Origin of the sequence: Microbispora sp. NBC_01389, assembly GCF_045040095.1 — a bacterium.
In the GTDB taxonomy this organism is placed as follows: domain Bacteria; phylum Actinomycetota; class Actinomycetes; order Streptosporangiales; family Streptosporangiaceae; genus Microbispora.
In genome coordinates, this window is sequence record NZ_CP109552.1 from 6,522,656 (window position 1) to 6,541,602 (window position 18,947).

General features: G+C 71.5%; 17 protein-coding genes. 2 read left to right on the top strand and 15 right to left on the bottom strand.

The genetic code is table 11. The features are described 5' to 3' along the window. Positions 1-39: 39 nt before the first annotated feature. Entirely contained in the window at positions 40-885 is an 846-nt protein-coding gene (locus OG344_RS28775) for a peptidylprolyl isomerase (RefSeq protein WP_405085760.1), read from the top strand. Between the two features lie 59 nt (positions 886-944). Next, positions 945-2,174, top strand: coding sequence for a DUF349 domain-containing protein (locus OG344_RS28780; RefSeq protein ID WP_405085761.1), 1,230 nt, complete (start codon positions 945-947; stop codon positions 2,172-2,174). Between the two features lie 70 nt (positions 2,175-2,244). Here OG344_RS28780 and OG344_RS28785 read toward each other — a convergent pair whose 3' ends face one another. The 15 genes from OG344_RS28785 to OG344_RS28855 all read right to left on the bottom strand — a co-directional run bounded on the left by OG344_RS28785 (position 2,245) and on the right by OG344_RS28855 (position 18,896). Continuing rightward, positions 2,245-4,425 carry a RelA/SpoT family protein gene (locus OG344_RS28785; protein WP_405089191.1) on the bottom strand — a complete coding sequence of 727 codons (2,181 nt, stop codon included), beginning with the start codon at positions 4,423-4,425 and terminating at the stop codon, positions 2,245-2,247. 338 nt (positions 4,426-4,763) lie between these two features. Next, on the bottom strand, positions 4,764-5,270 hold the full coding sequence (locus OG344_RS28790; RefSeq protein WP_327046372.1) for an adenine phosphoribosyltransferase: 507 nt from the start codon (positions 5,268-5,270) through the stop codon (positions 4,764-4,766). A 118-nt stretch (positions 5,271-5,388) separates the two neighbouring features. Continuing rightward, positions 5,389-6,432 (bottom strand): protein translocase subunit SecF, encoded by a 1,044-nt coding sequence (gene secF, locus OG344_RS28795; protein ID WP_405085762.1) that lies wholly within the window; start codon positions 6,430-6,432, stop codon positions 5,389-5,391. Continuing rightward, positions 6,432-8,153, bottom strand: a complete 1,722-nt coding sequence (gene secD, locus OG344_RS28800; RefSeq protein ID WP_405085763.1) for a protein translocase subunit SecD — start codon at positions 8,151-8,153, stop codon at positions 6,432-6,434. The genes secF and secD overlap by 1 nt, the downstream gene beginning before the upstream one ends. A gap of 98 nt (positions 8,154-8,251) precedes the next feature. Beyond that, entirely contained in the window at positions 8,252-8,542 is a 291-nt protein-coding gene (yajC, locus tag OG344_RS28805; RefSeq protein WP_405085764.1) for a preprotein translocase subunit YajC, read from the bottom strand. Positions 8,543-8,878: 336 nt separating this feature from the next. Further along, on the bottom strand, positions 8,879-9,964 hold the full coding sequence (gene ruvB / locus OG344_RS28810) for a Holliday junction branch migration DNA helicase RuvB (protein ID WP_405085765.1): 1,086 nt from the start codon (positions 9,962-9,964) through the stop codon (positions 8,879-8,881). 49 nt (positions 9,965-10,013) lie between these two features. Further along, complete coding sequence (ruvA, locus tag OG344_RS28815) at positions 10,014-10,631, bottom strand: Holliday junction branch migration protein RuvA (RefSeq protein ID WP_405085766.1); 618 nt, start codon at positions 10,629-10,631, stop codon at positions 10,014-10,016. 88 nt (positions 10,632-10,719) lie between these two features. Further along, on the bottom strand, positions 10,720-11,271 hold the full coding sequence (ruvC, locus tag OG344_RS28820) for a crossover junction endodeoxyribonuclease RuvC (RefSeq protein WP_327049402.1): 552 nt from the start codon (positions 11,269-11,271) through the stop codon (positions 10,720-10,722). Between the two features lie 94 nt (positions 11,272-11,365). After that, on the bottom strand, positions 11,366-12,733 hold the full coding sequence (eis, locus tag OG344_RS28825) for an enhanced intracellular survival protein Eis (protein ID WP_405085767.1): 1,368 nt from the start codon (positions 12,731-12,733) through the stop codon (positions 11,366-11,368). Positions 12,734-12,833: 100 nt separating this feature from the next. After that, positions 12,834-13,586, bottom strand: coding sequence for a YebC/PmpR family DNA-binding transcriptional regulator (locus OG344_RS28830; protein WP_405085768.1), 753 nt, complete (start codon positions 13,584-13,586; stop codon positions 12,834-12,836). Between the two features lie 3 nt (positions 13,587-13,589). Further along, positions 13,590-14,180 carry a pyridoxal 5'-phosphate synthase glutaminase subunit PdxT gene (gene pdxT / locus OG344_RS28835; RefSeq protein WP_405085769.1) on the bottom strand — a complete coding sequence of 197 codons (591 nt, stop codon included), beginning with the start codon at positions 14,178-14,180 and terminating at the stop codon, positions 13,590-13,592. Between the two features lie 63 nt (positions 14,181-14,243). Then, complete coding sequence (locus OG344_RS28840) at positions 14,244-14,669, bottom strand: MarR family winged helix-turn-helix transcriptional regulator (protein WP_405085770.1); 426 nt, start codon at positions 14,667-14,669, stop codon at positions 14,244-14,246. Between the two features lie 40 nt (positions 14,670-14,709). Further along, entirely contained in the window at positions 14,710-16,428 is a 1,719-nt protein-coding gene (locus OG344_RS28845) for an alkaline phosphatase D family protein (RefSeq protein ID WP_405085771.1), read from the bottom strand. 374 nt (positions 16,429-16,802) lie between these two features. Beyond that, the gene (gene pdxS / locus OG344_RS28850) at positions 16,803-17,717 is read right to left on the bottom strand and encodes a pyridoxal 5'-phosphate synthase lyase subunit PdxS (protein WP_405085772.1); all 915 of its coding nucleotides are present in this window, start codon (positions 17,715-17,717) and stop codon (positions 16,803-16,805) included. Positions 17,718-17,894: 177 nt separating this feature from the next. Continuing rightward, positions 17,895-18,896 (bottom strand): DUF3048 domain-containing protein, encoded by a 1,002-nt coding sequence (locus tag OG344_RS28855; protein ID WP_405085773.1) that lies wholly within the window; start codon positions 18,894-18,896, stop codon positions 17,895-17,897. Between the last annotated feature and the right edge of the window lie 51 nt (positions 18,897-18,947).

Consider the following 18,947-nt stretch of genomic DNA (forward strand, 5'->3'; position numbering starts at 1 on the left):
CGTACGACCATGGGAAACACGACGAGTCGGGAGGTCGAAGTGGTCACCGGCAAGGACCGGCAGAAGCAACTGGCCCGGGAGCACTACCAGCGGCAGATGCAGACGCGCGTGGAGCGCGAGCAGAAGGCGCGGCGCAACGCGATCATCGGCACCACCACGGCGGTGGTGGTCGTGATCGGCGGCGTCGTGGCGGCGACGACCCTCCTCGGCGGTGACGACAAAGCCGATCCCGCCGCCTCCGCCGCGCCGAGCGCCAGCGCTCTCGCGAACGACCCGAAGCCGTACGATCCGGCCACCGGCACCTGCGGGTACGTGGCCGACAAGGGCAACGGCCAGGTCAAGGACGTCGGCGTGCCGCCGGAGAAGGTGAGCACCGCCCCGGCGACGATGACCATCAGCACCAATCTCGGTCCCATCGTCGCCACGCTGGACAGCGCCAAGGCGCCGTGCACGGTCAACTCGTTCAAGTACCTGGCGTCGAAGGACTACTTCGACGACACCAGGTGCCACCGGATGGGCACGGACTTCCCGATCCTGCAGTGCGGCGACCCGCTGGCCAAGGCCGACGGGAAGAACGCGACCGACGGCCAGGGCGGTCCCGGCTACCGCTTCGCCAACGAGAACCTGGCGGGCGCCAAGTACACGCGCGGCGTGCTCGCGATGGCGAACAGCGGGCCGAACACCAACGGCAGCCAGTTCTTCATCGTCTTCGGGGACACCGGGCTGTCGCCCGACTACACGCCTTTCGGTACCGTGACCACAGGACTCGAAATCCTGGACAAGGTGGCCAAGAAGGGCGTGATCGCCGGTGCCACCGGCGACGGCACCGGAGCCCCGAAGCAGCCCGTAGTCATCAAAGACGTGACAATCACCAGCAAGAGCTGACGTAATACAACCAAGGGCACATCGCGCCCTGGAGGCTGATTCAAGTGCGGGAGGACACGGTGAGCACCGACCCGTGGGGCCGGGTAGACGAGGACGGCACCGTCTACGTGCGTACGGCTGAGGGAGAACGGGCCGTCGGGTCCTGGCAGGCCGGCGAGCCGGAGGAGGCGCTGGCCTATTACCGCCGCAAGTTCGACGAGCTGGCCGGCCAGGTCCAGTTGCTGGAGCAGCGGGTGCGCGGCACCGACCTCGCCCCCGCCCAGGCCGAGTCGAGCATCGCCAAGCTGCGGGAGTCGGTCTCCGAGGCGCACGCCGTCGGCGACCTGGCCTCGCTGGACGACCGGCTCACGGCGCTGACCGAGCTCGTCGGCAAGCGGCGCGAGGAGCTGCGGGCGGCCCGTGACCAGGCCCGGGTGCACGCCCGGGAGGTCAAGGAGCGCATCGTCGCCGAGGCCGAGCGCATCGCCGACGAGACGACCCACTGGAAGTCCGGCGGCGAGCGGCTGCGGCAGCTCGTCGAGGAGTGGAAGGCGGCCGAGCGGGTCGACCGGGCCACCGAGGCGGCGCTGTGGAAGCGGCTGTCCACGGCCCGTACGTCCTTCGCCAAGCGGCGCAAGGCCTACTTCTCCTCCCTGGACGAGCAGCGCGACGCGGTGCGGGGCGCCAAGGAACGCATCGTGAACGAGGCCGAGGCCCTCTCCGGCTCGACGGAGTGGAACGCCACCGCGGCGGCCTACCGGGAGCTGATGAGCCAGTGGAAGGCCGCGGGCCGGGCCTCCCGCGAGGTCGAGGACGAGCTGTGGACGCGCTTCAAGGCCGCCCAGGACGAGTTCTTCCACACCCGCTCCGCGGTGTTCGCCGAGCGGGACGCCTCGTTCGCGGCCAACGCGGAGGTCAAGGAGGGGCTGCTGGCCGAGGCCGAGCGGCTGCTCCCGGTCGGCGACGCGCGCTCGGCGCGGTCGGCGCTGCGCGGCATCCTGGAGCGGTGGGAGGCGGCCGGCCCGGTGCCGCGCGACCAGCGCGACCGCCTGGAGGGCGGGCTGCGCAAGGTCGACGAGGCCGTCCGCAGGGCCGAGGAGAACGAGTGGAAGCGCTCGAACCCCGAGGCCAGGGCGCGCGCCCAGGACACTGTCAACCAGCTCCGCAGGTCCATCGAGCAGCTGGAGACCCGGCTGTCCAAGGCCCAGACGGCGGGCCGGGACAAGGACGTCAAGGAGACTGAGGAGGCCCTGGCCGCCCGCCGCTCCTGGCTGGAGGAGGCCGAGCGCACGCTCGCCGAGTTCTCCTGACCCTCCCCGCCCTCACCGGCGCTCTCCTCCCCGGCGCGGCCGCACGGCCCGCCGGGGACGGCGGCGGTCGTCAGTTGGTCACGCGGTAGACGTCGTAGACGCCGGCGATGCCCCGCACCGCCTTGAGCACGTGCCCCAGGTGCTTGGGGTCGCCCATCTCGAAGGTGAACTTGCTGACGGCGACCCGGTCCCTGCTGGTCGCGACCGAGGCGGACAGGATGTTCACGTGCTGGTCCGACAGGGTCCGCGTGACGTCCGACAGCAGGCGGGGCCGGTCGAGCGCCTCCACCTGGATCGCGACGAGGAAGACCGAGTCGTCTCCGGGCGACCAGGCGACCTCCACCAGCCGGTCGGGGACGGTGCTGAGCTGCTCGACGTTCGGGCAGTTCGCCCGGTGCACCGACACGCCGTGGCCGCGGGTGACGAACCCGACGATGTCGTCCCCCGGCACCGGGGTGCAGCAGCGGGACAGGCGCACCCACACGTCGGGGTCGCCCGCCGCCATCACTCCGGCGTTCGAATTGGCCCTAGGCCTGCCCCTGAGCCGCGTCGGGACCTGCGCCTCGGCGATGTCCTCCTCGGCCCCCTCGACGCCGCCCAGGGCCTGCACGAGCTTGTCCACGACCGACTGGGCGGCGACGTGCCCCTCGCCCACCGCGGCGTACAGGGCCGACACGTCGGCGTAGCGCAGGTCGCGGGCGAGCGCCAGCAGCGCCTCGCCCGACATCAGCCGCTGCAGCGGCAGGCCCTGCTTGCGCATGGCCCGCCCGATCGCCTCCTTGCCCGCCTCGATGGCGGTCTCGCGGCGCTCCTTGGTGAACCACTGGCGGATCTTGTTGCGGGCCCGGCCGCTCTTGACGAACTTGAGCCAGTCTCGCGACGGGCCCGCGTCCGGCGACTTCGAGGTGAAGATCTCGACGGTGTCTCCGTTGCCGAGACGGGACTCCAGCGGGACCAGCCGGCCGTTCACCCGCGCGCCGATGCACCGGTGGCCGACCTCCGTGTGCACCGCGTACGCGAAGTCGACCGGGGTGGCGCCCTCGGGCAGGGCGATCACCTGGCCGCGCGGGGTGAAGACGAAGACCTCCGAGACAGACAGGTCGAAGCGCAGCGACTCCAGGAACTCGCCGGGGTCGGAGGTCTCCTTCTGCCAGTCGAGGAGCTGGCGAAGCCAGGCCATGTCGCCGACCTGCTTGACCTTCCCGGGGCCCGCCCCGATCATCTCCTCCTTGTACTTCCAGTGCGCCGCCACGCCGTACTCGGCGCGGTTGTGCATCGCCCGCGTGCGGATCTGCAGCTCGATGGCCTTGCCGTCGGGTCCCATGACCGTCGTGTGCAGCGACTGGTACATGTTGAACTTGGGCATGGCGATGTAGTCCTTGAACCGCCCCGGCACCGGCTTCCACTGGGCGTGGATCGTTCCGAGCGCGGCGTAGCAGTCGCGGACCGTGTCGACCAGCACGCGGATGCCCACGAGGTCGTAGATGTCGTCGAAGGCCACGGCCTTGGCGATCATCTTCTGGTAGATCGAGTAGTAGTGCTTGGGCCGCCCCCGGACGGTCGCCTTGATCTTCGCCTCGCGCAGGTCGGCGGAGACCTTCTCGATCACCTCGTGCAGGTACAGGTCGCGGCGCGGCGCCCGCTCCGACACCATGCGGGCGATCTCGTCGTACCGCTTGGGGTAGAGCATGGCGAACGCGAGGTCCTCCAGCTCCCACTTGATGGTGTTCATGCCGAGCCGGTGCGCCAGCGGCGCGAAGATCTCCAGCGTCTCGCGCGACTTCTGCTGGCGCTTGTGCTCGGGCATGTAGCGCATGGTCCGCATGTTGTGCAGCCGGTCGGCGAGCTTGATCACCAGCACCCGGATGTCGCGCGACATCGCGACGACCATCTTGCGCACCGTCTCGGCCTGCGCCGCGTCGCCGAACTTCACCTTGTCGAGCTTGGTCACCCCGTCGACGAGCAGCGCGATGTTGTCGCCGAAGTCGGCCCGTAACTCGTCGAGGCTGTAGGCGGTGTCCTCGACGGTGTCGTGCAGCAGGGCCGCGCAGAGCGTCTCGTCGTCGGTGCCCAGCTCCGCGAGGATCGTCGCCACCGCGAGCGGGTGCGTGATGTACGGATCGCCGCTCTTCCGCTTCTGGTCGCGGTGGTGATAGGCGGCGACGTCGTACGAGCGCTCGATCAGCCGTAGGTCGGCCTTGGGATGGGTGGCACGGACCGTCTTGAAGAGCGGTTCCAACACCGGATTCATAGCACCCCACTGCCCCCCGAAACGGGCGAGCCTACGTCGCGTGGCCGGCGACGCCGGCTTGTCCTCAGGGCCCGCAGCGGGGTCGCGCGCCTCCTCGGGGGGCACGTCGGTGACGGGCTCGGGGACGTCGCGGGGTGTCTCACCGCGATCGACCCGCGCGTCGTCGGGCACGACCACATCACGGGGCACACAGACTCCTCACGTCGAGTCCAGATTCCACAGTGTATCCGTGCTGCCACAGCGCTCTCGGCCGCGTGCCCCGGTTCGCCCGATCTGGTGTCTTCAGTCCGGTTCACCCTGTCCGGCCCGCTCGGTCCGGCCCGCTCGGTCCGGTTCGCTCAGACGGTGAGCAGGGTGCGCACCTCCAGCCCGGGCAGCCGGTCGCGGCCGGAGAGGAAGGACAGCTCCATCAGGAAGGAGACCGCCACCACCTGCGCGCCGGTCCGCCTGACCAGCTCCACGGCGGCCCGGGCGGTGCCGCCCGTGGCGAGGACGTCATCCACGATCAGCACACGGTCGCCGGGCTCGAAGGCGTCGGCGTGGACCTCGATCGTCGCGGAGCCGTACTCCAGATCATAGGACGCCTCGTACGTCTCCGAGGGCAGTTTGCCCTCTTTGCGCACTGGGACGAATCCCGCGCCGCTGCGGTAGGCCACCGGGGCGGCGAGGATGAACCCGCGGGCCTCGATGCCGGCCACCTTGTCGAACGCCAGGCCGTCGCCGAGTTCGTCCACGACCTGCGTGAAGGCCGCGTGGTCCGCCAGCAGCGGGGTGATGTCCTTGAAGAGGATGCCCGGCTTGGGGTAGTCGGGGACATCCCTGATGAGTGCCGTCCAGTCAGTCACGACGTTCACCCTAGTGCCGCGACCACCGGGATCCGCCCGGGCGGAGGCGTACGTGAAGGCGCCCCCGGAACCCGTGCGGGTTCCGGGGGCGCCTCCGGGGTGTGCGTCCGGCGAGCGCTCAGCGCTTCTTGCGCTTGTCGTCGGCCGGGGTCGTGCCCTGCGAGCCCGCCGAGACCGGCTCCTTGACCGTACGGGCGGCCTTGGCGGTGGAGACCTCCTTGGCGTGCACCCGCTTGGCGAGCGCCTGCCACTTGGGCTCCCGCTCCTTGAGCGTGACCAGGATCGGCGTCGCCACGCACAGGGACGAGTAGGTGCCGACGACCATGCCGACGAACAGGGCCAGCGACAGGTCCTTCAGCGTGCCCGCGCCGAGCAGCGTGGTGCCGATGAACAGGATCGCCGCCACCGGCAGGATCGCCACCAGCGAGGTGTTCAGCGACCGGATCAGCGTGTGGCTGAGCGCGTTGTTGGCGGCCTGCGTGTAGGTCATCTTCGCGCCCGTGCCGAGCTTGCCGGTCACCTCCTTGATCATGTCGAAGACGACGACCGCGTCGTACAGCGAGTAACCGAGGATGGTGAGGAAGCCGAGCATGGTCGCCGGGGTGACCTCGAAGTCCGACCAGGCGTAGACGCCCGCCGTGATGACGAGGTCGTGCACGAGGGCGACGACCGCCGCGAGGGCCATCCGCCATTCGAACGCCACGGACAGGTACAGCATGATCGCGATCATGAAGACCGCGAGGCCGATCCAGGCCTTCTGGGAGACCTCGCCGCCCCAGGTCGCGCCGATGACCTGCGAGCTGACCTGGCTCTCCGGGACGCCGTACTTCTGGGCGACCGCCTGCTGGATCTTGGTCACCTCCTCGGCCTTGAGGCTCTCGGTGGTGACCCGCCAGTTCGGGCCGGCCTGCTGGACGATGACCTGGTTGTGCCCGGCCTCCGCGACGGTTTGCCGGACCTGCTCGATGCTGGAGCCGGGCGTGCGGGCGAAGTCGAAGACCGAGCCACCGCGGAACTCCACGCCCAGGTTCAGCCCGTGCAGCAACAGGCCCAGGATGGAGACGGTCATCAGGAACGCGGACAGACCGTACCAGGTCCTGCGCTTGCCGACGAAGTCGATGTCGATGTCGCCGCGGTAGAGGCGGCTGATCACTCCGGGCATCACGCCTCCTGCAGAGTCTGCTCGGCGCGGCCGGTGCGGCCCATGCGCTCCGCGTCGAGTCCGGACAGCTTGTGGCCCTTGGCGAAGAACCGCATCCGCGCCACGAGGGACATCAGTGGCTTGGTGAAGAGGAACACGACGACGACGTCCATGAGCGTCGTCAGGCCCATCGCGAACGCGAAGCCGGCCACGTCGCCGACCGCGAGGAAGTAGAGCACCACCGCGGCGATGAACATGACGGCGTCGGCCACCAGGATGGTGCGCCGGGCGCGCCGCCAGGCGACCTCCACCGCCGAGCGCAGCGTACGGCGGCCTTCCTTGATCTCGTCGCGGATCCGCTCGAAGTAGACGATGAACGAGTCGGCCGTGATGCCGATGGAGACCACCAGGCCGATGATGTGCGGCAGCGAGAGCCGGAAGCCCGCGTTGTGGCTCAGGACGTCGACGGTCAGGAACGTGACGATCGCCGCCACGCACAGGCTGGCCATGCCGATGACCCCGAGGCCGCGGTAGTAGAGCAGCAGGTAGAGCATGACGATGATCAGGCCGATGGCGCCGGAGATGAGGCCGCCGCGCAGCTGGTCCTGGCCGAGAGTCGAGGAGACCGACACGACCGAGCTCTGCTTGAACTTCAGCGGCAGCGCGCCGTACTTGAGCTGGTCGGCCAGGTCGGTGGCGGTCACCTGGGTGAAGCTGCCGGAGATCCGGGCGCTGCCGCCGGGGATGGCCTCCTCGATCGTCGGAGCGACGATGACGACGCCGTCCAGCACGTTGGCGAGCTGGTTGCGCGGGGCCGGCAGGCTGGTGATGCGCCGGGTGATGTCGGCGAACTGCGTGGCGCCCTTCGACTTGAAGTTCACCTGGACGATCCACTCACCGGTGGTGGGGTCGGTGCCCGCCTGGGCGCCGCTGATCTCGGTGCCCTGTACGGCGGCCTTGTCCAGGATGTAGCGGGCCGAGCCGTCGTCGCTGCAGGCGACGATCTGCTTGTTCGGGTCGTCGAGGGCGCCCTGGCCGCGGTTCTTCGCGCTGCAGTCGATCGTGCGGAAGTCGGTGAGCAGCGCCTGGTCGATGCCGCTCGTGTCCTGGCCCGCCAGCGGGTCGCCCGCGTCCTCGGGCGCGGCGCTCGACGACGGCGCGGCGGAGGCGGAGGCCGAGGCCGAGGGAGAGGCCTTCGCGGCACGGCCGCCGGAAGTCCTGGCCCTCTTGGTCTCGCTCGGCTCCGGCGTCGGCGCGGTCAGCGCCTTCGACAGCGCCCGGCCGGCCGGTGTGGCGTTCCCGCTCGGGGCCGCGCTGGCCTTGGCCGTCGAGGCCACGCCTGGGGAGGCCGCCGGGGAGGCCGCGGCCGAGCCGCTCGGAGTCGGCGCGGCGGTGGACGGCTGGACCGGCGGCGCCTTGGCCGCGGCCACCGCGAGCACCTGCCGCATGCGCAGTTCGGCCGTGGTGGACACCAGCTTGAGCGCCTCGTCCCGGCCCGCTCCCGGGATCTGGATCACGATGTTGTCGTTCGACTTCGCGACCTGGGCGTCGGAGATGCCGGTGCCGTTGACGCGCTGCCGGATGATCGTCACGGCGCGGTCGAGGCTCTCCTGCGAGGGAGTCTTCCCGTTCGCCAACACAGGCGAGAGGGTCACCGTGGTGCCGCCCGCGAGGTCGAGGCCGAACTTGGGGACGAACGCCTTCTGAAGGGCGACCGTCGCGCCCATGACAATGATGAGCACGAGGAGCAGCAGGAGTGTGCGTCCCGGCTTGCTCTGGCTACTGGTCGGTGGGGCCACTGGAGGTCAGTTCTTTCGTCGAAAGGTTGCGATCAGCCTACTCAGGACTGCTTGGTGCTCGTATCGTCGCCGTTCCCCGTGTCGGGACCGCCGGTCACGGGCTCCTCGGTCTCCACGCCGGTCACGTCGTCCACGGGAGTGAGCACGCGGCTGATCGCCCCCTTGGTCCAGCGGGTCTCGACGCCGGGCGCGAGCTCCAGCACGACGTCGTCGTCCTCCAGGGCGACGACCGTCGCGAACAGGCCTGTCGTGGTCATGACCCGGACGCCCGGGGTGAGGGAGTTCTGCATCTGGATCTGCTCCTGCTGCCGCCTGCGCTGCGGGCGGATCATTAGGAAGTAGAAAACCACTACCAGCAAGATCAGTGGCAGGAACGTCCCAAGCGGGTTGTTACCCACGGGGGCCACCCTTCCGTAACGTGATGAACCGGCCTGACGCCGGAGGTCTGGTGCGCTGCGACACGCGGGCCACCGCGACGCTGCTCGCGCCGGCGTGAGCGGCCAGTCAAGCCACGCAGTGTATGCGAGCCCGCCGAAGCCCGGCAACGAACCCACGGCTCGGCGAGCAGGAAAGTTCCCGTTTCATGGGCTTCGCAATCGGTCTGTTACCTCTTTGCCCCGGTTTCCGCTTCTGGAGAGCGCCCGGAGGGGCGCTCTCCAGAAGCGCGGTCAGCCCTCGAAGAGCATGGGGGCGACGGGCGATCCGAAGCTGTCAGGAGGCGGAGTCAGGCCGAGGTGCGCCCAGGCGGAGGCGGTGGCGACCCGGCCGCGTGGCGTGCGGGCCAGCAGGCCCTGCCGCACCAGGAAGGGCTCGGCCACGACCTCGACGGTCTCCGGCTCCTCCCCCACCGCCACCGCGAGCGTCGACAGGCCCACCGGCCCGCCGCCGAACTTGCGCAGCAGCGCGTCGAGCACCGCCCGGTCGAGCCGGTCGAGGCCCTCCGCGTCCACCTCGTACAGGTTGAGCGCCGCCGCCGCGATCTCCCTGGTGACCACGCCCTCCGCGCGGACCTCGGCGAAGTCGCGCACCCGCCTGAGCAGGCGGTTGGCGATCCGGGGCGTGCCGCGCGAGCGGCGGGCGATCTCCAGGGCGCTGTCGTCCGGCAGCTCCACCGACAGCAGGCGGGCCGAGCGCCGCAGCACCAGCTCCAGCTCCGCCACCTCGTAGAAGTCCATGTGGGCGGTGAAGCCGAACCTGTCGCGCAGCGGCGCGGGCAGCAGGCCCGCCCGGGTGGTGGCCCCGACCAGCGTGAACGGGGCGATGTCGAGGGGGATCGAGGTGGCTCCGGGGCCCTTGCCCACGACGATGTCGACCCGGAAGTCCTCCATCGCGAGGTAGAGCATCTCCTCGGCGGGCCGGGCCATCCGGTGGATCTCGTCGATGAACAGGACCTCGCCCTCCGTCAGCGTGGACAGGATCGCGGCGAGGTCGCCCGCGCGCTCCAGCGCGGGACCGGAGGTGATCCGCAGCGGCGCGCCCAGCTCCGCCGCGATGATCATGGCGAGCGTGGTCTTGCCCAGGCCGGGGCCGCCGCTCATCAGGACGTGGTCGGGCGGCCGGTTGCGGCGCAGCGCGCTCTCCAGGACCAGCGAGAGCTGCTCGCGCACGCGGCCCTGCCCGATGAACTCGTCGAGCCGTCTCGGACGCAGCGCGGCCTCGATCGCCCGCTCGTCGCCGTCGGGCTCGGGCTCGGGCGACACGAGATCCCGCTCCACACTCACTCGGCACCATCCGCTCGGCCTGCCGGGAACCATCCGCCTCCCGGTGAATCTTTCATCGAACCGGCGCTCATCGGACTGATGTTCACCGGACGCTCAGGGCGCGCAGGGCCGACTTCAGCAACGCGGCCACCTGGGGGGCGCGACCGGCCGCGACCTCCGCGTCGGCCTCCGGGGCCACCGCCGCGACCGCCTCGTCGGCGTCCCTGGCCGAGTAGCCGAGCCCGACCAGGCCGGAATGCACCTGGTCGCGCCACGGGGGGCGGGCGCCGCCGTTCAGTGCCGCGCCGACGACCTGCGCGGGCGCGCCGAGCCTGTCCTTCAGCTCCAGCACGATGCGCTGCGCGCCTTTCTGCCCGATGCCGGGCACCATCGTCAGGGCCTTGAGGTCGGCGCTCGCCACCGCCATCCGCAGCGCGTTGGGCGCGTGCACGGCGAGCATGGCGAGGGCGAGGCGCGGCCCGACCCCGCTGGCCGTCTGCAGCAGTTCGAAGACGGCGCGCTCGTCGTCGGAGGCGAAACCGTACAGCGTCAGCGAGTCCTCGCGCACCACGAGCGAGGTGGACAGCCGGGCGGGCTCGCCGGCGCGGAGCCCGGCCAGGGTCCCCGGGGCACAGTGGACGAGCACTCCGACCCCGCCGACCTCGACCACGGCGCTGTCGGCGCCGACCGCCGTCACCTGCCCCGCAACGGATGCGATCACCGCGTGCTCCCTCCCCGGCCCTGCCACCCGGCCGCGACCGCGCCGGGCCTCCCAGTCCTATCAGAGCCTTCGGGGCCGGCGTACGGGGTCACGCGTCCTCCCGGCGTACGGGGGCCGGTCGCGGGGCGGAGCGGGAGCGGGCCAGGGCGTCGGCCAGGCGGTGCTGCACGCCGCCGCGCCAGACGTGGCAGATGGCCAGGGCGAGCGCGTCGGCCGCGTCCGCGGGCTTCGGCATCGCGTCGAGCCGCAGCAGCCGGGTGACCATGGTGCCCACCTGCTTCTTGTCGGCGTTGCCGTGGCCCGTGATGGCGGCCTTGACCTCGCTCGGCGTGTGCAGGGCCACCGGCAGCCCGCGCCGGGCCGCGCAGACGATCGCGACGGCCGACGCCTGCGCCGTCCCCATGACCGTGCGCACGTTGTGCTGGGCGAACACCCGCTCGACGGCGACCGCGTCCGGCTTCAGCTCGTCGAGCCACCGCTCGATCTCGGCCTCGATGACGACCAGCCGGGCGCCGATATCGTCGTCGGCCGGAGTCCGGACGACCCCGACCGACACCAGGCTCAGCGGCGCGCCGGGCCTGCCCTCCACGGCGCCGAGGCCGCACCGCGTCAGCCCCGGGTCCACCCCCATCACCCGCACATGGGGCAATCGCACCGGCTCGCCTCTCCGCCGAACATCAGTTCGGTCGGTCACTCTACAGCGATCACCACCGGTGCGGGGTCGCGACGCGGCGTCAGAACGCGTCGATCATGTAGGCGGCGCAGGCGAAGGCGGCGTCGAGCGCGTCGTCGGTCTCGGGGGAACCGCCCGTCAGCCTGCCCGAGCGCCGCAGCGTGGCCGTGGGCACCCCGGCGAAGAGCGCGGACGCGCCGCCGATCGTCAGCCGCGTCGCCTCCCCCGGCCCAATGCCAGGTCCAGTGCCAGCTCCAGTACGCGGCCCAGAGCCAGGACCAGTGCCCAGGCCGGTACCCGGCCCAGTACGCGGCGCCGTAGGCGACGCCGGGTCCGACGGCGTCACGGAGCCGGAGCCGCCCGCCACGCGGAACGTCCACGATCCCGTGTTGCCGGGGCGCAGCCGGTCGGTCACCTCGACGACGGTCTCCAGCGCGACCCCGGCGGGGAAGCCGCGTCCCGCGACCGCGGCGGGCAGGTCGATCAGCCGGAGCATCCACCGGCGCACCGTGACGTCGTCGTCCGACCGCTCCCGCAGCAGCCAGAGCACGGGGTCGGCCGGGTCGACGCAGGCGTGCACCGACTTCGCGACGGAGGAGGCGCTGCCGACCAGCGACCACAGCGCCCTGGCCGTCGCCTCCGAGCCCGCCACGAGGTTGTCGACCTCGATGTCGCCGTCGTTCCAGCGGTAGACGACGAACCCGTCGCCGGCGAGGTAGCAGTAGTCGTCCTCGTCGGCGAGCCACAGGCGCCAGGTGCGCTCGTCGTAGGACAGCGGGCCGCTCGCGCGGGTGGCGGCGTGGAGCCCGCCGATCAGGGCCACCAGTTCGGCCGCGTCGCCGGGGCCCGCTCGGCGCAGCCCCGGCGCGCCACCGTGACCTCCGGAACCACCCTGACCTCCGGAACCACCCTGACCGCCGGAGCCATCGGGCCCGCCAGAACTCCCGGGCTCGCCGGAGCCGCCGGAGCCGCCGGAGCCGCCGGAGCCGCCGAGCGTGCGCAACGCCTCCGCGGGCAGCGTGATCCTCGTCATTCCGCCGGCGTGCTCGTAGCCCACGCTCCGGTAGAGCGGGGTGGTCGCCGGGTAGAGCGCCGACACCACGTGGCCGAGCGCGGCGCAGCGTTCGACGGCCGCCTCCATGAGCGCGCGGGCCACTCCCCTGCCGCGGTCCTCGGGTGCGACGGTTACGCTGGCCACGCCGCCCATCGACAACGGCCGGCCGTGCCACCACTGGACGTACGGGTTGATCCTGGCCGCGCCGGCGAGCCTGGGCCCGTCGAACGCGCCCAGGTAACGCCCCTCCGGCAGCATCGGGGAGACCAGATCGCGCCAGGTCCGCGCGCCTTCGGCGGACAGCGGGCCGAAGGCGCGTCGCCGGATGTCGAGCACGGCGTCGAGGTCGCCGGCGGTGAGATCGCGGATTTCCACGACGCGCCAACCTATGCCGATCGCGGTGCGCCGGGCCAGCGGTTTTCCACCGGCCCGATCAGGCGACCCCGATCGGGCGGCTCCGATAGGACGGGCCGGGTCAGACGTCCAGCTTCTCCAAGACGTCGTCGCTGACGTCGAAGTTCGCCCAGACGTTCTGCACGTCGTCGCTGTCCTCCAGCGCGTCGATGAGCTTGAAGACCTTGCGGGCGCCGTCCTCGTCCAGCGGGACGTTGAGGGTCGCCATGAAGCTCATCTCGGCCGACTCGTAGTCGATGCCGGCGTCCTGCAGCGCCTTGCGCACGGGGATCAGGTCGGAGGCCTCGCAGACCACCTCGAAGTTGTCACCGAGGTCGTTGACCTCCTCGGCGCCCGCGTCGAGGACGGCCATGAGCACGTCGTCCTCGCTCAGCGACCCCTTGGGGACGAGCACGACGCCCTTGCGGTTGAACATGTACGACACCGAGCCGGGGTCGGCGAGCGAGCCGCCGTTGCGGGTCAGCGCCACACGCACCTCGGACGCCGCGCGGTTGCGGTTGTCGGTGAGGCACTCGATGAGAACCGCGACACCGCCCGGGGCGTAGCCCTCGTACATGATGGTCTGCCAGTCGGCGCCGCCGGCCTCCAGGCCGCCGCCGCGCTTGCGGGCCCGCTCGATGTTGTCAATCGGGACCGAGTTCTTCCTGGCCTTGGTGATGGCGTCGTACAGCGTCGGGTTGCCGTCCGGATCGGGTCCGCCGGTCCTGGCCGCGACCTCGACGTTCTTGATGAGCTTGGCGAACAGCTTGCCGCGCTTGGAGTCCAGCGCCGCCTTCTTGTGCTTCGTCGTCGCCCATTTGGAGTGGCCGGACATCGCCTAGAACTCCCTCACCATTTCGACAAAATACGAGTGCACGCGCGCGTCGCCGGTCAACTCCGGATGGAAGGACGTCGCGAGCAGCGGTCCCTGTCGGACCGCGACGATCCTACTCCCCGCTTCGGTCCGGCCCAGCACCTCGACATCCGGCCCCACCGACTCGACCCAGGGCGCGCGGATGAACACGGCCCTGATCTCCCCGCGCCCCGCGAAGTCGAGATCGGCCTCGAAGGAGTCGACCTGGCGGCCGAAGGCGTTGCGGCGGACCACCATGTCGATGCCGCCGAGGGTCTCCTGGCCCTCGACACCGCCCTCGATCCGGTCGGCCAGCATGATCATCCCGGCACAGGAGCCGTAGGCGGGCATGCCCTCCTTGATCCGCATCCGGATCGGTTCGAGCATCTCGAAGGTGACGGCGAGCTTCCACATCGTGGTCGACTCGCCGCCCGGGACGACCAGCGCGTCCACCGCGGCGAGCTCCCCCGGGCGGCGCACCGGGACGGCGGCCGCCCCCGACTCCTCCAGCGCGCGGACGTGCTCGCGCACGTCGCCCTGCAGGGCGAGCACGCCGATCTTCGGTGCGGACGTCACGGTTTCCCCTTCTGTGGTGACCCGTTCAGGGTATGGCCACGGCCTTCCCCGCCCAAAACCCGGTCATGTCCGTCCCAGCTTGGCCAGAGCGGGCAGTGCGCTCTCGATGGCCGAGCGCTCCTCGGGGGTCAGCGCGCCGAGCCTGCTGGAGAGATAGGCGATGCGCGCCCGCCGTACGGCACGGAGGCGGTCGCGGCCCTCGTCGGTGAGCTCGACGGTGCGCACCCGGGCGTCGGAGGCGTCGGTGCCCCGCGCCACCAGGCCTGCCTCCTCCAAGCGGTTGACCTGCACGCTCATGGTGGGGAGCTGCACTCCGTGATCCTCGGCGAGCTCGGTCATCCGGCGGGGCGCCTCCTCCAGCGAGCCGAGCACGGAGTACTGCTGGGCGGTGACCGGCTGTCCCGCCGTCGTACGGCGCAGCAGCATCACGAGGTGACGCAGCTCACGCGACAGGTGCTCGGCGAGCCGCCCGGTGTCGTCGGTCGTCATAGGGGGTCACGATAACGCCGCGCCGTACGGCCGGCACCGGTCAGGGGCGTTCAGTCTCCTGCCGGATCGTGTCCTCGGCGGTGACGCCCGCCGTACGGGCCGCGATCGGCGGGGAGAACGGGCGCAGATAAGTCTGCTGGACGCCGGGCACCCGGTCCTCGACGACGAAGGTGGCCCTGGAGTAGGCCTCCGCGCCGGGGACGCTGACCCGGGGCACCACCCTGAAGTCGGCGGTCATCGCCTCCGGCTCGACGCGGGTCAGGACGTAGCCGCGCTGGTCGTTGTAGAACCTCAGATGCGGGTTGATCCGCAGGAAGGGATGGTCGGCGGGGTCGGAGTCGGCCCCGTCGCCGGTGGTGCTGACGGAGGTCGTGACGAGCTCGGACCCGACGGTGGGCCCGGCCGGATCGTCGTAGTCCAGCTTCAGGTCGCTCGCCCAGTGCGCGTGTACGTCGCCGGTGAGCACGACGGGGTTGCGCACGCGGGCGTCCACCCAGCCCTGGGTGATGCGCCGGCGCGAGGCGGCGTACCCGTCCCAGGCGTCCTGGCTGGTGCGCGTGCCCGGCCCGGCGTCGCTGTCGCGCCGGGCGAAGAACACCTGCTGGGCGATGACGTCCCACCGCGCCGCCGAGCGCCGGAAGCCGTCGAGCAGCCACGCCTCCTGCTCGGCGCCGGTGATCGACCGCGCCGGGTCGGCCGCCTCGGGGCAGTCCTTGTACCCGTCGCCGCAGGCCTGGTCGTCGCGGTACTGCCGGGTGTCGAGCAGGTGGAAGGTCGCCATCCTGCCCCATCCGACCCGCCGGTAGAGCCGCATTCCGGCACCGCACGGGACCGAGGTGCGGCGCAGCGGCATGTTCTCGTAGTAGGCGCGGAACGCGGCCTCCCGGCGCTGCCCGAAGGCGGGCCGCTCCTCCGGGTGCGCCGGCGTCTCGCCGGCCCAGTTGTTGTCCACCTCGTGGTCGTCGAAGACGACGAGCCACGGCGCGGCGGCGTGGGCCGCGCGCAGGTCGGGGTCCGTCTTGTACTGCGCGTGCCGCCGGCGGTAGTCCGCCAGGGTCACCGTCTCCGGGCCCTCGTGGTCGCGCACATTGCCGGTGGGGGCGACGTAGGTGTCCCTCGCGTACTCGTACTGGTAGTCGCCCAGGTGGAGGACCAGGTCCGGGTGGTCCTCGGCGAGCCGGCGGTAGGCGGTGAAGTAGCCGTGCTCGTACTGGGCGCACGAGACGAACGCCATCGTCAGCGGGCCGCCGAAGGACGCCGGGTCCGGGGCGGTCAGCGCCCGGCCGGCCGGTGAGACGTACGGCCCCGCGCGGAAGCGGTACCAGTACTCCCTGCCGGGCCGCAGGTGGTCCACCTCGACGTGGACGCTGTGCCCCCACTCGGGGCTCGCGTCGGCCACACCCTCCCGTACGACCCGGCGGCAGCACTCGTCGTCGTAGACCTGCCACCGCACGGGGACGACGATCGGCGGCATGCCGCCGAGGCCGTCCTCGGCCAGCGGCCGCGGGGCGAGGCGGGTCCAGATCACGAAACCCGCGTGGTCGGGGTCCCCCGAGGCCACCCCGAGCGTGAAGGGGTCGGAGCACAGGCCGCGTGCGGCCGCCCCGGCCTCCGCGCCTGGCGTGGAGGGCGACGGCGTCGGGGCCGGGTCCGCCGAGGCGGGCGCGGGGATCGCGGCGGCGAGGCCCGTGACGAGGCCCGTGACGAGGCCCGTGACGAGGCCCGTGACGAGGAAGGTGCGGCGATCGAGGCCGGGCAACTGGGCTCCCTGGGACGATCAGCGGGTCGGGACGCCCGCGGCCCGGCGATCGATCGCGACGGGGTGGCACCGATCGGCGTGGCGGGCGACGGCCCGGCGACGTCGGGCGCCCTGCCGCGCGCTGCCGGACACCGCCGCGCGGATCTCCGGCATGCAGATCTCCGGCATGCAGATCTCCGGCATGCAGATCTCCGACGCGCGGATCTCCGGCACACAGATCTACGGCCGCACAGCAAAACGCTCGGCCGGGACGTCCCGACCGAGCGAATCGCCTTACCGCCGGTCACCCGCGGCCGACACGCCGCCGACGGGAGCCTCTTTACCTTCCTGGGAACATTGCGCCTTTCCGGGAAGGCCGTTCCTGCCGGCCGCGCCTACCAGCCGCGCTCGGCGAGGCGGTGCGGCACCGGGATGTCGTCGACGTTGATGCCGACCATCGCCTCGCCGAGGCCCCGGGAGACCTTGGCGATCACGTCGGGGTCGTCGTGGAAGGTGGTGGCCTTGACGATGGCGGCGGCCCGCTTGGCGGGGTCGCCGGACTTGAAGATGCCCGAGCCGACGAACACGCCCTCGGCGCCGAGCTGCATCATCATCGCGGCGTCGGCGGGGGTGGCGATGCCGCCCGCGGTGAACAGCACCACCGGCAGCTTGCCGGTCTTCGCGACCTCGGCCACCAGCTCGTACGGCGCCTGCAGCTCCTTGGCCGCGACGAACAGCTCGTCTTCGGGCAGCGAGGTGAGGCGCTTGATCTCGCCCCGGATCTTACGCATGTGGGTGGTCGCGTTGGACACGTCGCCGGTCCCGGCCTCGCCCTTGGAGCGGATCATCGCGGCGCCCTCGGTGATGCGGCGCAGCGCCTCGCCCAGGTTGGTGGCACCACACACGAAGGGCACGGTGAACTGCCACTTGTCGATGTGGTTGGCGAAGTCCGCGGGGGTCAGCACCTCGGACTCGTCGACGTAGTCGACGCCCAGCGCCTGGAGCACCTGGGCCTCGACGAAGTGGCCGATCCGGGCCTTGGCCATCACGGGGATGGACACGGCGGCGATGATGCCCTCGATCATGTCGGGGTCGCTCATCCTGGACACCCCGCCCTGGGCGCGGATGTCGGCGGGGACGCGCTCCAGCGCCATGACGGCGACGGCGCCGGCGTCCTCGGCGATCTTGGCCTGCTCGGCGGTGACGACGTCCATGATGACCCCGCCCTTGAGCATCTCGGCCATGCCCCGCTTCACGCGGGCGGTGCCGACGGCGGCGGTCTCGTTGACTTCGGGGGCGCTGCTGGACACGGTGCTACCTCACGACGGCGGGCCTACGGATTCCTCTCCATGGTAGGTGCTGGCCGCTCCCGAGCCCGCAGTGCCCGCCTGTCGAAACCGATCACGCCGTTTGTCCGTCAGGTCCAAACTCTTTGTCCGTCAGGTCGAAACTCACGGGCGCGGCGGCCGCGAGGTCACGGGGCGAGGTCACGGGGCGACGGGCTTGCGCGACGCGAGCACCACCCAGACCTGGCCCCGGGCGAACGGCATCGGCTTCCCGTCGGCCATGGTGTAGACGGTGCCCTCCTTCTCCGAGGCGCGCGACCACTTGACCCGGTACGCCTGACCGTCCCGCAGGACCACCCCGGTGCCCTTGCCGACGGTGTGCACGAGCGGGGTGTAGCTCCCGGTGAAGTCGTGGAACTCCGAGCGGTCGGTCTTGACCCACTGCACGACGATCGTGGGCGCGCCCTGCTGGCCGCCCTCGGCGGCCATGTCCTTCTCGCCGTCCTGCGTGACCAGCCAGCGCTTCTGGGCCTCCGACCAGGTGAAGGCGAAGCGCGCGGCGGGGTAGCGCACGTTGACCGTCTTCTGCGGCGTGCCCCCGGCGGGCGGCTCGTCGGAGAAGACGAACCCGATGTCCTTCGCCTTGGTCGCCTCCGGCGCCTTGGCCAGCAGTTTCCTGGGGCTGCCGACCAGGTTGTACGGCGCGACCCGGCCGGGCGCGCGGACGTACGCGCCGGGCGCGCGGCTGTCGGACACGTCGAACAGCGACGCCCGCTGGACGAAGGGGATCATCTTCGTCTGCACGCCGGAGTAGGCGAGGGCGGGCTTGCCGAACACCGGCAGGATGTGCAGGTCGGAGATCCGGGCGCTGCGGACCGGCCCCACCTGCGCGGGGAGCTTGGAGGAGAAGATCGCCATGAGCCGGGTGAGCCCACCCTCGACCTGCTCGACGTAGACGACGTCGGCGCTGCGCAGGCCCATCTGCGGCTTGCCCGCGTGGGTGTTCTCGATCTTCACGGCGAGGACCGGTCTGCGGGAGGCGACCGGGCGCCCGGTGAAGGGGTGTTCCGGAGGCGCGGTCGGCGACGGCGAGGCCACCGGGCTCGCGCCCTCCGACTGGGCGGTGGGCTTGTCGTCACCCGAGCACGCGGCTCCGGTGAAGACGACCGCCATGGCCAGTGTGAAGCCGATCCCTGCCCGCACCGTCCCGCTCCTCCCGGTGGAGAGCCCCCGCCACCGGGCATGACGCGACCG

Bases quoted from the DNA above. Each gene is read 5' to 3' on its own strand.
- OG344_RS28785 (WP_405089191.1), bottom strand. From the start codon at position 4,425: ATGAATCCGGTGTTGGAACCGCTCTTCAAGACGGTCCGTGCCACCCAT.
- secF (WP_405085762.1), bottom strand. From the start codon at position 6,432: ATGCCCGGAGTGATCAGCCGCCTCTACCGCGGCGACATCGACATCGAC.
- yajC (WP_405085764.1), bottom strand. From the start codon at position 8,542: ATGATCCGCCCGCAGCGCAGGCGGCAGCAGGAGCAGATCCAGATGCAG.
- ruvB (WP_405085765.1), bottom strand. From the start codon at position 9,964: ATGGTTCCCGGCAGGCCGAGCGGATGGTGCCGAGTGAGTGTGGAGCGG.
- OG344_RS28830 (WP_405085768.1), bottom strand. From the start codon at position 13,586: ATGTCCGGCCACTCCAAATGGGCGACGACGAAGCACAAGAAGGCGGCG.
- OG344_RS28840 (WP_405085770.1), bottom strand. From the start codon at position 14,669: ATGACGACCGACGACACCGGGCGGCTCGCCGAGCACCTGTCGCGTGAG.